Consider the following 12,642-nt stretch of genomic DNA (forward strand, 5'->3'; position numbering starts at 1 on the left):
CCGTGGTGCCGCCGCTCGCGAAGTGCTTCCGGAGCCCGTGCGTTATCGCTTTCCCCGTGCGGTCAGTTCTTCGCGGCGGGGGGACAGCGGCTCCCGGCGCTCGGGAGTTTCCGCTCGATGAGGTAGTGGTCCACGGCGTCGCGTGTGCAGTCGGTGCGTCCGTAGACGCTGTGTCCCGCACCCTCGTACGGCAGGAGGACGGTTGTCCTGCGCGTCTGCCGGTGCACATTGGCCACCCATGCGTAGTTGTTCGCCGGATCGTGCCGCGAATGCAGCATGAGGATCTTGGGTGCCTCGGTGATACGCAGACGGTGCTGCGGGTTGTTCACCGTGTCCGGCCAGCCGACGCATCCGGCCACCGCCGCGTGTACGCGTGGTGAGCCGCGCAGGTGCGGTGCGGCCCGTAGTTCGGCTTCGGTCAGGCCGGCGTACTCCCGGTAGTTCCTCGGCCGGAACCGCCAGTCCTGGCAGAACACCGCGTAGAACGGTTCTGCGCGCGTCCGCTCCTCCGCTCCCTGCGGTATCCGTGGTCGAGGCTGCCGGGTTCGTGGCAGTTCCTTCGTTTCCTGCTCCCGCGGTTCCCGTTCCTGCGCGTCGAGGCCCGCGACATATGTGGCCAGCCCCTCCCAGTCCGGGCGGTAGAAGTACGTCCTGAAGGCCTTGAGTACGATCGCGTTCGCGCCGAGAACCTGAGCAGGGCGCGCCGGATCGTGTATCTCCCCTCGGTCCGCCCTGGCGAGCAGGTCGTCCCACACCGCCGTGACGTCCCGGCCGTGCAGGGCACACGAGCCGGTGGACGCACACCACTTCACGAACTGGTGGAACGAATCCTCCGCCGTGGCCGCCGAGGAGACGAGGAACTCCCGGGCGCCGAGGCTGTGGTCGATGTTCGCGGTAAGTGCCATGGTCCGGATCCGGTCGCCGTACCGCTCCGCGTACTGCTCGCCGATCAGCGTGCCGTAGGAGTGGCCGAAGTAGTTGATCCTCGACTCGCCCAGCGACCTGCGGATCGCGTCCATGTCCCGAACGACGCTCAGGGTGTCGGCGTGGTCGAAGACCGGACCGCTGCGTCGTCGGCAGTCCTGGCGTAATACCCTGTTGTACTCGGCGAGTTGTACGAACTCCGCCTGGTCGCGGGGGTAGGCCGACGGTGCCTTGTCCAGCAGTTCCGCCGAGCACGTGACCGGTTGGCTCCCTCCGACACCCCGTGGGTCGAACCCGACGATGTCGAACCTCTCCCGCACTTCCGCGCTGAAGTGGGACGGGGCACGCCGTACGGCGAAGTCCACACCCGAATCGCCCGGTCCGCCGGGGTTGACCAGCAGCACGCCGACCCGGTGGCCCGGGTCGGTCGCCTTGCGGCGGGCCAACGCGAGATCGAACGTCTCAGCCACCGGGCGCGCCCAGTCGACGGGCAGGCGCAGGGTCCCGCACTCCGCTGCGGCATCCTGGGGGCAGGGTTTCCAGTCGATGGCACTCCGCGCCGTCGGGCTTCCGCCCGGAGGGCCGGCTTCCGACGCTTCCACGCCCGGCGCCGGTGCTCCGGCGAGTACTCCAGCGGTGAGCACTCCGATGAGCGCTCTGAAGAGCGGTTGCATGAAGTCCCTTCCTCGTTCCGCGAACGGATCACGGGGGGGGGTGCCCCGCCCGGTCGAAGGTGGCAGCGAGCCAACCGGGGCACAACCGTGCGGGACGGGAATCAGGGAAGCCACCGGGACGCGCTCGGGGTCGTGCTGCGGGCGGCATCTCAGGGGTTGCTCCCTGACGCCCGGGTCTTCCCCGGACTTGATGCGGCCGGGTCAGGGGCAGGGCGGAGGCCGGCTGTGCGCCGGGGTACGCCGTCGGTGGCGCCGAGGCCGGGCAGCGCGCCTCGGAGTACCACGAGCACCGGGGTGCGGCGGGTGGCGTCGCGCTCGGTGTCTCGCGCCGGTGGCGGCCGGAAGGACGGCGAATACCTCGGCCACGGACCGGCCGTTCACGGCGATGGCGCGGGTGAAACCGAACCACGCGCCGTCGGGTTCCGACCGCGGCATGGCGTGCGGGCGGGATTGCCGCTCTCGGGACGTGGACCTGGCCCAATGCTGCTGACACGATCGGGTCAGCAGTGTTCGTGATCAATAGTCACCGAAGGACGATCGATGCCGAAGCCAGAGCCCGAGCGGCATGTCATCGTGCGCCGCGCCGACCGTCCGGGCGATCTGGGCTGGGCGGTGATGGCCCACGGCGAGGTCTACGACCGGCAGTTCGGCTGGAACACCGACTTCGAGGCCCTGGTGGCCAGGATTGTCGCCGAGTACGGCACCGCGCACGACCCGGCCACGGAAGCGGCCTGGATCGCCGAGGTCGACGGCGAGCGCGCGGGCTGTGTCTTCCTGGTCTCCGGCAGCCGTCCGGGCGTGGCCAAGCTGCGCATCCTGCTTGTCACTCCAGCCGCCAGGGGCCTCGGTCTCGGCACCCGGCTCGTCGAGGAATGCCTGGCCTTCGCCCGCGAGGCCGGCTACCGGCGGGTGACACTGTGGACCAACGACGTCCTGGTGTCCGCCAGGAGGATCTACGAGCACTTCGGCTTCGCTCTCGCCGATCAGGAGCCCCACCACAGCTTCGGCCACGACCTCGTCGGCCAGAACTGGAACCTCAACCTCCGCCAGGCCGACGACTGCCCGGCGGGGAACTGACGGGCGCCGGACCGGAATTCCGGTCAGGGCTGCCGCTTCCTCCCGCGCGTACCTTGTATCGGCCGTGGAACGAGGGGGCCGCACCAGGGCGCAGAAATGACCTAGGTTGCGGGCATGGAATGGACAGCATTGGTGGCCACGTTCGTGGGCGCGAGCATCGCGATGGGCTCCGCGGTCCTCGTGGAGATACGCAAGGACCGGCGCGAGACGTCCACCGAGTGGAGACTCGGCAAGCGCGAGCTGTACGGCACCTACCTGGCGAAGCTCGCCCAGGTGCGAAGCGATCTGCAGCTCCTCGTCCTCGACCGGTCCGTCCCGGCGGCCGAGCGGACGGTCGTGTCACGGCAGACTTTCGCCGGCTGCTACGAACTGCGCTATCAGCTGGAGGTCTTCGCTCCCGCGTCGGTCGTCGAGCCGGCGGTGAACTACTTCCGGGCCGTGCGCAAGCTCAGGGACGCCGCTGCCGCAGGCATGGAAGACGGTGACGAGGAGTGCGAGCGCATCTTCCTGGAGGTGATGGACACCCTGGCCGACGTCCGGGCCGCCATGCGCCTGGACATGGGAACCGACAAGCTGGCGACGACCTGATCGGGGTGCCCTCGGGGGGGGTACGGTCCGCCGGACACGTGCAGCCATCCATCGCACCGCCCACGGCCGGGCCACCGCTGGATGCCGCCGCACCGATCGGCTCACAGCGCCTCCGACGACAGGAGGGCTCCGACCGGGCACACCCGGCCGGAGCCCCGCGCCGATCACCGGGTCAGGTCCGGCGGCCGACGACTCCCAGAAGCATTTCTAACATGCTTCTGTTCGTTTGAACATATTCGTGTGACCAGACCTCCCGCGAGAGACCGGCGGAGCGATCAAGCACGCGACCCGACATCACGCGCGGGGGTACCCATCGGCCGTCGCGACACGGCGGTAGCCGAAAGAGCCACAAGTCGAGCATTCGGCAATATCTGCACATAATGATTGGTATGTCCCAGAAATCGACGAAGAAGCCGCACGAGCCGTCGACCGTGACGGTCAAGGGGCGGGACATGCGGTTGCGCACCATCGGTTTCGTGGTCGTCGCCGCTGTGGCCATCTGGTTCATCGCGGCGAATACGGGGTCGGTCACCGTCCGGCTGTGGATCCCGACGGTCACACTCCCCCTGTGGAGCGTCCTCACCGTCACCCTCATCGTGGGTATCGGGCTCGGCCTGTTCCTCGCCCGCCGCCGCGCCCAGCGCTGAGCGGACTGGTCAACGGACGGCGGGGCAGCCCATCCGTGAACCCATCGTGTCCGGGCGCGTACCGGCGAGTACCGGCTCGGCGGTGTACGCCGTGTCACCCGCGGACTCACGACGGCTTCACGGCGGGCCCATTCCCTCGATGAGACCGCCTCCTCACCGCGACGAATGCTGCCGGCGTTCGTCGTTGAGCAGTGCGGTGGGGGTGCGCGGCTCGTCCCAGGCTTCGGCCGCGTTCGCCGCCGGGGCGACGGGGCGCGGGCGGAACGGCCACCAGACGGCCCGGCCGAGGAGTGCGGCGAGGGCGGGGACGAGCACCAGCGAGAGGACGAGCGCGGAGAGCATGATGCCGGTCGTCAACGCGAAGGCGATCTGTTCGTTTCCCGGGGAGGTGGCGAGCGTGGCGAAGGAGCCGGCCAGCACCAGCCCGGCCGTCGCGATGGCCGGTGTCGTATGCCGTACCGCGCGGGCGACGGCGGCACGGGGCGGACCCGGCCGCCGCATCTCCTCCCGGATCCGGTCGGCGATCAGGATGTTGTAGTCGGTGCCCAGTGCCACGACGAACAGGAACAGGACAAGAGGCAGGGTGAAGTTGACGCCCGGCTTGCCGAGACCGTGCTGGAACAGCAGCGTGGCGGCGCCGAGAGTGGCGGCGAAGCCGAGCCCGACCGCGAGCATCAGCACCACGGGGGCCAGCAGGCTCCGCAGCAGCAGGAGCAGGATCAGCGCGATGAGGGCGGCAGCGACCGGGAACACGGTCTTCAGGTCACGGTCGACCGCGGTGGAGATGTCGGCGAAGACCGCCGCCGTCCCGCCCACGTGTGCCGTCGTCCCGGCGGGTGTGTGCCGGGCGACCGCCGCACGGATCGGCCCGGAGGCCAGGTCGCGGGCCCGCTGACTCTGCGGGTCGGCATTCGGGTAGAGGTCGATCCTCGCGGCACGGTGGTCCTCGTTCAGGGCGGTCGGTGCGACCTTGCCCACGCCGCCGACCTGGGTCAGCGCACGGGAAAGGTCGTCGATTCCGGCCGTGGTGAGGGTCCCGCCGTCCTTGGCCAGGACGAAGACACTCGTCGGGTCCGACACTCCGGCCGGCAGCACCCGGGAGATCTCGGCCGCGGTGGCCGCGGCGGCGGTCCGGTCGCCGGAGTCACCCCGGCCGTAGTCCATGCGTATGCCGGTCAGCCCGCAGGCAAGTGCGGCGAGCAGGACGGCGGAGGCCGTCAGCAGCATCAGCGGTCGTCGCGCGACCAGCGCGCCGAAGCGGGCGGCACGGCCTTCGCACGGCTTCCGGCCCAGGGTTCGCGAGGGCCAGAACATCCTGCGCCCGGCAGCCGCGAGCAGCGCCGGAAGCAGGGTGAGACTGCCGAGCAGCATCACCAGGACCGCTACGGCGATCGCGGGGCCCAGTGAGCGGAACTGTCCGAAGGTGGCCAGGCCCAGTGTGGCGAACGCGGCCACGATGGTCAGTGCCGCCGAGGTGATCGCGGTGCCCACCCGGCCGGAGACCTCTTCGGCCGCTTCGCGGGCGGGCTGCTCGGGCCGGTCGCGCAGGTGCTCGCGGAAGCGGAACAGCAAGAACAGCAGGTAGTCGATGCCGATGCCGAGCAGGACCACGTTGATCAGGTCCGGGGTGCCCGCGTCGAGTTTGTTTCCGGTGACCACCGCGGCCCCCGCGACGGCTCCCACCGCCACGCCGCCGATGACGGCGACCGCGAGCAGCGGCAGCAGAGCCGCCAGCACGCTGCGGAAGGCCAGCACGTTGAGCAGAACGATGAACCCCAGGACGAGACCGCCCCCGATCTTCGTGGCGGTCTCGTGGGCATCGGTGGTGTCGACGGTGTCGGCGAGACTCCCGGTGAACCCGGTGCGCATCCCCATCTCGGAGAACTGCGTCCGGGCGGCGTCCCGGAAGGCCCGGTAGACGCCCTGGACGCCCTTGTCCGAGGGGCTCCCGGTCAGCTGGACGGAGAGCAGTTCGAAACTGCGGTCGGGCGCCGTCATCGCCGGGGCGATCCGGGGTGTCTGGGAGCGGTCCGGGACCAGGAACTCCGGCATGTCCTCTTCCCTGGGCATGGTCACCCGGCGCTGGGCCAGGTCCGCCGCTCCGGCCTCGATCCGCTTCTGGTCGGCAGCGCCGAGGGCCTTGCCGTCGGACCGGGCGACCAGCAAGGTCACCGTGATGGCTTCGGGGTTCTCGCCGAAGTGCTCCTGGGCGATCTGCAGCGCGGCGGCGGAGTCGTAGTCGCGCGGCAGGAAGTCACCGCTCCGGTGCTGGGTGACATGGGCGATCAGGGTCGGGGCCAGGGCGCTCAGTACGACACCCAGCACCGCCCAGAGAGCGATGACCTTCCAGGGGTGCCGGGTGGAATATCCGGTCAGGGCGCGGATCACACTGTCCTCCGGTGGACGGACTTGGATGCGGACGTCCGCCGGGACTGGATGTCCGGCTCGGACGGGAACGCCCCTGCGACGGGGACGCCGGACCGGGGGCTCCCGGCCGGTCTCCAGACCATCACTCGAAGGGGACGCGGGGCGTCGTGGCAGCGGATGATCCTGACGGGGGCCCCGGGCCCCGGGCAGGCCCGTGACCAGGACCCTGGTCCTGGTCACGGGCCTGCCCGGCACCCGGGGCGACGGCCGCGATTCGCCGCCGCCGGTGCTGCCCGCCGCGGGCGCTGTGCAACCCTGTCCCGGGGCCGGGAGGCCGGACACAGGGAGAAACAGAGATGCCCAGCAGTCAGCACACCGGCCCCGGCGCTGCCCGAAAGCCGCCGCACACGGGCAGCGCCGAGCCGCCGTGGACCCGCAACGACGCACTCGTGACCGCCGGCGCCTGCGTGATGAACCTGCTCAGCTACGTGTTCTTCGACGACCCCGACGGCCGGCACGACGTGAGTGTGGCCGGGTTCCTTCTCGTTGCGCTGGCAGCCGTGCCGCTGCTCGCGCGGCGCAGCCACCCGGTGGTGGCACTCGCCGCCGTACTGGCGCTCGACGTGACGGCCGCCCTGGCCGTACCGCTGCCCAGGCACTTCGGCGCCGTTCTGGTGGTCGCCCTGTACTCGGTCGCCAGGGCCTGCCCCGGCCGGGTGACGGCCGTCGCGGCGGCCGCGACGGTGTCACTGACACTGCTGAGCCAGAGCGGCGGCCGGATTCCGCCCTGGCAGGACGCCGTCTACTCGCCCCTCACCACCCTGATCGTCGTCGCCGGCGCCCTGGCGATCAACCGCTGGCAGCAGGAGGTGGCGGCCAACCGCAGGCTGCTCGCCGACCGCGCGGTGGCCGACGAACGGCGCCGAATCGCCCGGGAGTTGCACGACATCGTGGCCCACCACATCACCACCATGCAGCTGATGGCCGGCGGAGCCCGGGCCAACCTGGCCGAACCGGAGGTGGTCCGGGACGCCCTGGTCACCCTGGAGTCCTCCGGGCGGCTCGCGCTGCGCGAGATGCGTCAGCTCCTCGATGTGCTGCGGGCCGGCGACGAGGTGGAGACCGCCCCGTCGCTCCCCCAGCCCGGCGTCGATGACCTCGGCCGCCTGGTGGCCGAGTCCCGCCTTGCCGGACTCCCGACCGAGTTCGGCGTCAACGGGCCGGAACGCCCGCTGCCACCGACCGTCGGCCTCACCGTGTTCAGAATCGCCCAGGAGGCTCTCACCAACACCCGCAAGTACGCCGGGGCCGCCCGCGCGTCCGTACAGCTGACGTACCACCACGAGCGGGTCTCCATCGTGGTGCGGGACGACGGCGAAGGCGCCGCGCCACAGGAAGGCGCACCGACGGGCTCGGGCGGTTACGGACTCATCGGCATGCGCGAGCGCGTCGCCCTGCACGGTGGCACACTCACGTTCGGCCCGCGGCCCGATGGAGGATTCACCGTGGTGGCCGACCTGCCGCTGCCCAGGGACGAGGTGGGCGGGACGGCTGTCCAGCACGAGGGAGCACACCGATGAGCCATGACGGACCGACGCCGGAGCGGATCAGGGTACTGATCGTGGACGACCAGCCGCTGGTCCGGCGCGGCCTGTCGCTGATCCTCTCCCCCGACCCGTCCTTCGAGGTGGTGGGTGAGGCCGAGAACGGCGCGCAGGCCGTCGACCTCGCCCGTCGACTGCTCCCCGACGTCGTGGTGATGGACATCCGGATGCCCGTCCTGGACGGGGTCGGCGCGACCGGGGAGCTCGCCGCGACCCTGCCCGGTTGCCGGGTCCTGGCCCTCAGCACCTTCGATCTCGACGAGTACGTCGTGGGCGCCCTGCGCGCCGGAGCGTACGGGTTCCTGCCCAAGGACAGCTCGCCGGAGGACCTGAGCGCGGCGATCCGCACCGTCCACGCAGGCGAGGCCGCCGTCGCGCCGCGCCTGCTCACCCGGCTGATCGCCACCTATGTACGGGCACCGGGCGGGGCACGGCCCGCCCCCGCGGCCGACCCGGGTGAACTCACCCCCCGCGAGGTCGAGGTGTGGCATCTGATGGCCAACGGCCTCGACAACACCGAGATCTCCCGAGCCCTGGAGATCAGCCTGTCCACGGTCAAGAACTACATCACCAGCATCTTCGACAAGCTGTCCGTCCGCGACCGCGCCCAGGCCGTCATCGCGGCCTACGAAACGGGACTGGTCACGGCCCGCGCGACAGCCGGCGATCCGTCCGGCGACGGGCACGCCGGATAGCGGCGACGGGCGCCCCGGTTCCCGGACCGCGCGGCTCAGAAGCCCTGGGAGAACGCCGGGTTGGGCCGAAGGAGTACGGGGCCAATGCCCGTACCAGGACCAGGACCAGGGGCCTGGGTGCGGCCCTGGACGGGGCCCAGGGCCCCGATCCGGATCATCCGCTGCCACGACGCCCGGCGGCCCCTCCGGGTGATGGTCTGGAGACCGGCCGGAAGCACCCGGCCGATGTCCGCATCCAGGAGGAGTACGGCATGACGCTACGGAAGACCGCACGGGCCGGCGCGGTGGGCCTCGCGGCGGCGGCGATAAACGCCGGTACGAGCGCCGGCCGCGGGGGCGATCAGAACGCCTTCCCACGGATCGGTCAGCTCACGCTCTGTCAGCTCCACGTGTTCTCCCTGCGGTGCGCCGGCCGCCCTTCGACGTGCCGGAACAGCCTATACAGGCTCGAAACTCAGATTCTGTGGGCGATCAGCTTTTCCCGCATCCACTCTTCCAGCTCCGCGTCGGACAACGGGTGCAGCGTGTCCAGGAAGCGGCGTAGTCCGGGTTCGCCGAGGGTCGGGCTGGTGACCTCGACCTCCGCGTTCCCCTGACGGCGTGTGAGGGTGATGGTGCGGCCGCCGGGGAAGTCGCGGACCACGCGCATGCCGTCGTGCGCGTCCACCGCGCAGATCACACCCTTCTCCATGAGCTCGGGGCATCGGGGTGCCGGTGTGAGCGGTGTGCGCGCGATGAGGGACACCAGGCCGAACTCGTTCTCCCGGGCGGTGCGGTAGTCGACGCTGAAGTAGGCGGGTCCGGCCTCGGCACGGGACACCCGCATGCCAGGAGGCGGAGTGCCCACGTACAGCAGCTCCGGATGCTCCCGGTATCGTGCCGCCTCCGCGTCGTGCCGGCGCTGCTGCGACTGGGCCGGGCCGACGAAGCCCCCGTAGGCCACCCCGGCCGCCAGCGCGGCGACCGACCCGAGCCGCACCCAACGGCTCGGTACGAAGAACGCCGCGGCCACCGCGTACGGCGCCCCCGTCAGGGCGATCCGGGTACTGGCGCTCCCCAGGTCGACGTCCTCTCCGTAGGCGGCCAGACCTGCCAGGACGCCGAGCGTACCGATGACGAAGACCAGGAGCGCCCAGCCGAACCGCCGCCGCACGGAGCCGCACAGCGGCACCACCGTCCGCGCCGGGACACCCGCCACGGCCAGCAGGCCCACCGCCGGCGGCACACCCAGCAGGCTGAGCAGTGCCGCACCCGACCCACCGGCCCAGGCCGCCACCACCAGCCCGAAGCCGAGGGCCGGCACCGCGGCCGCCATCGTCGCCCAGACCAGGAAGAGATGCAGGGCTGTCAGTGTCCGTCTGCCACTCGTCATACCGCGGATCCTGTCAGCCGGCGTCCTGGCTCACATGGGTTCGCGTACTCAGCGAGAGGACCGGCGTGCGCGGGCCCGGCTGTCCCTCCGAATTACGACCGGGCGCGGGCGACGTCCGCCGAGCCCCGCGCCCGGGGCAACGTGATGCCCTGGGCCTGGGCGGCCGGCCCCGGACGCAACGTCCACGGCACGGGGGCCGTGTCCGTCAGCCACTCATTCGCGAGCAGGCGCCGCACGACGAGGCCGCGCAACGTGCGCTTCAGCTTCCAGTTCAGGCCCGCGCACAGCTGGGTGTACGAGGGACCGTGTGCGTGCTCGGCCCGGAAGGCCACGGTGAACTCGGCCGCCAGCGTCCCGCGGTCCGGGTGCCTGATCTTCCACTCACCGTAAGCGGTCCTGGTTTTCTGGGGGCAGGGCTGAGGGCGGCCGGGAACCATGAACGCCTCCGCGACCCGCTCCGGTTCCAGAGCGCACACAGCGCAGTACTCGACAGCCTCGACGTGCCGTCGCAGCGCGGGGGAAGCCGAGATCTTCCACTGGGCCCATGCCTCCGCGCTGAACCGGAACCGGGTGGAAGCGGGGACGGTCCCGCCTTCGCTCTCCGTGGGCTCCGCCGCCTCTTCCTCCTCGGTGGGCGGGCGCCTGCCCGACAGATGGCGTACAGCAGGGGCGAGTCGGCAACGGTCCTCGGACAGTTCGGCGAGATGGCCCTTCCGCAGGAGGTCGGGCAGAGCGGTCCGGCAGGCTTCGGGGAGATCGGACGGGATCCGGCCGAGGAGCTGGGACGTACTGTGCGCGGCAAGGAACAGGCTCGCCAGCCGCGCGGCAGGGGGGAGCTTCTTGACCGGCTTGGCGGACAGCGCCCGTGTGGTCCACCCGGACACCCGCGAGCGCGTGTTCTTCCCCAGGGGCAGTGGGTGGTCCGCTCGCTCGACCAGGTCGGGGACGTCAATGGGGACCGGTGTTGCCGGGTCTCCGTCGAGGAGCTCATCATCCACCTGCCAGCCCAGGCCACGAAGGGCGTCGACGGCCGCACGCGCGTCGCCCAGCCGCAAGGCGGACAGATCTGCCCCGGAGAGGTTGCCGATCCCGCCACGTGCGGCCCGGATGGCCACCACCACGGCCATGAGCTGCGCGTCGGGATCGGGAAGGCCCAGCGAGGCCACATAGCTGAGCAGCGCACGCGCAGCCTCACCCTGCCGGGCCGTCAAGAGGAAGGGCAGTTGCTGAGGCGCTTCGGCCGGAGCAGCACTGACATTGCGGGGGCTCGATACAGTCTTCGACACAATAGGTCTAACGCGCGCCGCGGACCGGAGTCACAGCCCCTACGCCGTCGGGTTCAACCGGGCACTCGGGTACCGCACTTGCTTCGATCCGGCGCCCACCCGGAGAGGCCCGCCCCCGCTCCGGGCGATGAGGTGCGGGATGCCGGGCAACGGGGCGGAGGCCGCGAGCGCCCGAGGACTTGAGGGACGGAGAACCCCGGAAGCACGGCGATCCCGTAGGGACGCGCGAGCGCGCTTCCCCTACCGTCCACCCCGGCGGCGCCCCTAAACTCCGGGCCGGTACCTCCAACTACCGTTCCAGACGGGGGGATTCATGCCCGACAGCACCTCCGGCGAAGCCTCCGCCGGCGACGCACGGCTGCTCGCGCTGCGCGCAGAGGTCGAGAAACTCATCACCGAGGCCCAGATCGGTGCGCGGCGGGCGCAGCGCCGCGCCAAGCTCTGGCACGCGACCTACCTGAGTCTGGGTTTCCCTTCGGCGGTCCTCGCCGGCATCTCGGGCGCGGCGGGTCTGGCCTCCGCCGGGGCACGGGTGCCCGCGGCCGTCCTGGCGCTCCTGGCAGCCGGATTCTCGGCCGGGTCGACGTTCCTGCGGGCGGACGCCCGGCACATGACGAACCTCCGCAGGCGCTACGCCTGGCAGATTCTGGAGACGCGCGCCCGGCTCGTTCTGGCCCACGACGCCTACGAGGGCACCGCACATCTGCACACCGCTCTCCTGGGTCTGCACGAACTGCGCGTCGCCGTCCCGTCCAGCGCCCTGATCCTGGCCGAGCAGCAGGCGCCGGTGGGCTTCCCGGCACCGGCGATTCCGCCCACCGCGGTCCCGCCACCGGCGGTCACGGCCCCGACGGCACAGCAGCCGCCCGCGATCCCCCAGCCCCCGCCGGACCCGGCCGGCTGACGCGGCGCTCCCGCCCACTCCCGAACCGTGTCGCCTACGCTCGGCTCATGGTGCAGAGTCAGGCGAAAGATGTCGACGGCTACCTTGCCGAGATGCCCGAAGAACGCAGAGAGGCCCTGATGCGGCTGCGCGAGCTCTGCCGTACAGAACTGCGGGGATTCACCGAGGTGATGGCGTACGGGATGCCCGCCTATGAGCGGGACGGTATCGGGGAGATCGCCTTCGCGAGCCAGAAGCAGTACATCTCCTTCTATCTGCTGCGCGGTGATGTCCGCGAGGCATTCGCCGCGCGGTTGGCGGATCAGGACATGGGCAAGAGCTGCCTGCGTTTCCGCAGGCCCGAGAAGATCGACTTCGTGCTTCTCCGGGATCTGCTCAGGGCCACGGCGGCCGGGCCGGGCAGGATCTGCTGACCACTGCGACGCGGGGCCGCCGCCCGGACACCGGCGTCGGGAGCAGGCCGTGGGACCGGTGGCTGTTCCCGGCCGCCGGTCACGCGGCCGA

11 protein-coding genes are annotated in these 12,642 nt (G+C 71.1%); 7 read left to right on the forward strand and 4 right to left on the reverse strand.

Annotated elements, in window-relative coordinates:
* Positions 1–62 precede the first annotated feature (62 nt).
* Complete coding sequence (locus ACIGJO_RS11905) at positions 63–1,394, reverse strand: alpha/beta fold hydrolase (RefSeq protein WP_399955826.1); 1,332 nt, start codon at positions 1,392–1,394, stop codon at positions 63–65.
* 744 nt (positions 1,395–2,138) lie between these two features.
* Between ACIGJO_RS11905 and ACIGJO_RS11910 the strand changes: the two genes are divergently transcribed.
* The 3 genes from ACIGJO_RS11910 to ACIGJO_RS11920 all read left to right on the forward strand — a co-directional run bounded on the left by ACIGJO_RS11910 (position 2,139) and on the right by ACIGJO_RS11920 (position 3,910).
* Positions 2,139–2,675 carry a GNAT family N-acetyltransferase gene (locus tag ACIGJO_RS11910; RefSeq protein WP_399955829.1) on the forward strand — a complete coding sequence of 179 codons (537 nt, stop codon included), beginning with the start codon at positions 2,139–2,141 and terminating at the stop codon, positions 2,673–2,675.
* Between the two features lie 114 nt (positions 2,676–2,789).
* A complete protein-coding gene (locus tag ACIGJO_RS11915; RefSeq protein WP_399955832.1) occupies positions 2,790–3,263 on the forward strand; it encodes a hypothetical protein in 474 nt (157 codons plus the stop codon).
* A 389-nt stretch (positions 3,264–3,652) separates the two neighbouring features.
* Positions 3,653–3,910, forward strand: a complete 258-nt coding sequence (locus ACIGJO_RS11920) for a LapA family protein (RefSeq protein ID WP_399955835.1) — start codon at positions 3,653–3,655, stop codon at positions 3,908–3,910.
* A 153-nt stretch (positions 3,911–4,063) separates the two neighbouring features.
* Here the strand turns inward: ACIGJO_RS11920 and ACIGJO_RS11925 are convergent, their stop codons facing one another.
* Complete coding sequence (locus tag ACIGJO_RS11925) at positions 4,064–6,298, reverse strand: MMPL family transporter (RefSeq protein WP_399955838.1); 2,235 nt, start codon at positions 6,296–6,298, stop codon at positions 4,064–4,066.
* A gap of 335 nt (positions 6,299–6,633) precedes the next feature.
* Here ACIGJO_RS11925 and ACIGJO_RS11930 point away from each other — a divergent pair, with 335 nt between their 5' ends.
* Together ACIGJO_RS11930 and ACIGJO_RS11935 are read left to right on the forward strand one after the other, a co-directional pair.
* On the forward strand, positions 6,634–7,857 hold the full coding sequence (locus ACIGJO_RS11930) for a sensor histidine kinase (protein ID WP_399955842.1): 1,224 nt from the start codon (positions 6,634–6,636) through the stop codon (positions 7,855–7,857).
* Positions 7,854–8,576 (forward strand): response regulator, encoded by a 723-nt coding sequence (locus ACIGJO_RS11935; protein ID WP_399955845.1) that lies wholly within the window; start codon positions 7,854–7,856, stop codon positions 8,574–8,576. The genes ACIGJO_RS11930 and ACIGJO_RS11935 overlap by 4 nt, the downstream gene beginning before the upstream one ends.
* 454 nt (positions 8,577–9,030) lie before the next feature.
* Here the strand turns inward: ACIGJO_RS11935 and ACIGJO_RS11940 are convergent, their stop codons facing one another.
* Together ACIGJO_RS11940 and ACIGJO_RS11945 are read right to left on the reverse strand one after the other, a co-directional pair.
* Complete coding sequence (locus ACIGJO_RS11940; protein ID WP_399955848.1) at positions 9,031–9,948, reverse strand: hypothetical protein; 918 nt, start codon at positions 9,946–9,948, stop codon at positions 9,031–9,033.
* Positions 9,949–10,040: 92 nt separating this feature from the next.
* Positions 10,041–11,159, reverse strand: coding sequence for a hypothetical protein (locus ACIGJO_RS11945; RefSeq protein ID WP_399955851.1), 1,119 nt, complete (start codon positions 11,157–11,159; stop codon positions 10,041–10,043).
* Positions 11,160–11,547: 388 nt separating this feature from the next.
* On the opposite strand from ACIGJO_RS11945, the gene ACIGJO_RS11950 reads away from it, so the two are divergent.
* Both ACIGJO_RS11950 and ACIGJO_RS11955 read left to right on the forward strand, forming a co-directional pair.
* Positions 11,548–12,138 carry a hypothetical protein gene (locus ACIGJO_RS11950; RefSeq protein ID WP_399955854.1) on the forward strand — a complete coding sequence of 197 codons (591 nt, stop codon included), beginning with the start codon at positions 11,548–11,550 and terminating at the stop codon, positions 12,136–12,138.
* A 47-nt stretch (positions 12,139–12,185) separates the two neighbouring features.
* Positions 12,186–12,551, forward strand: a complete 366-nt coding sequence (locus ACIGJO_RS11955) for an iron chaperone (RefSeq protein ID WP_399955857.1) — start codon at positions 12,186–12,188, stop codon at positions 12,549–12,551.
* The last annotated feature ends 91 nt before the right edge of the window (positions 12,552–12,642 follow it).

The organism is Streptomyces sp. NPDC079020, assembly GCF_044542225.1.
In the GTDB taxonomy this organism is placed as follows: Bacteria; Actinomycetota; Actinomycetes; order Streptomycetales; family Streptomycetaceae; genus Streptomyces.

Bases quoted from the DNA above. Each gene is read 5' to 3' on its own strand.
- ACIGJO_RS11910 (WP_399955829.1), top strand. From the start codon at position 2,139: ATGCCGAAGCCAGAGCCCGAGCGGCATGTCATCGTGCGCCGCGCCGAC.
- ACIGJO_RS11915 (WP_399955832.1), top strand. From the start codon at position 2,790: ATGGAATGGACAGCATTGGTGGCCACGTTCGTGGGCGCGAGCATCGCG.
- ACIGJO_RS11920 (WP_399955835.1), top strand. From the start codon at position 3,653: ATGTCCCAGAAATCGACGAAGAAGCCGCACGAGCCGTCGACCGTGACG.
- ACIGJO_RS11930 (WP_399955842.1), top strand. From the start codon at position 6,634: ATGCCCAGCAGTCAGCACACCGGCCCCGGCGCTGCCCGAAAGCCGCCG.
- ACIGJO_RS11935 (WP_399955845.1), top strand. From the start codon at position 7,854: ATGAGCCATGACGGACCGACGCCGGAGCGGATCAGGGTACTGATCGTG.
- ACIGJO_RS11940 (WP_399955848.1), bottom strand. From the start codon at position 9,948: ATGACGAGTGGCAGACGGACACTGACAGCCCTGCATCTCTTCCTGGTC.
- ACIGJO_RS11950 (WP_399955854.1), top strand. From the start codon at position 11,548: ATGCCCGACAGCACCTCCGGCGAAGCCTCCGCCGGCGACGCACGGCTG.
- ACIGJO_RS11955 (WP_399955857.1), top strand. From the start codon at position 12,186: ATGGTGCAGAGTCAGGCGAAAGATGTCGACGGCTACCTTGCCGAGATG.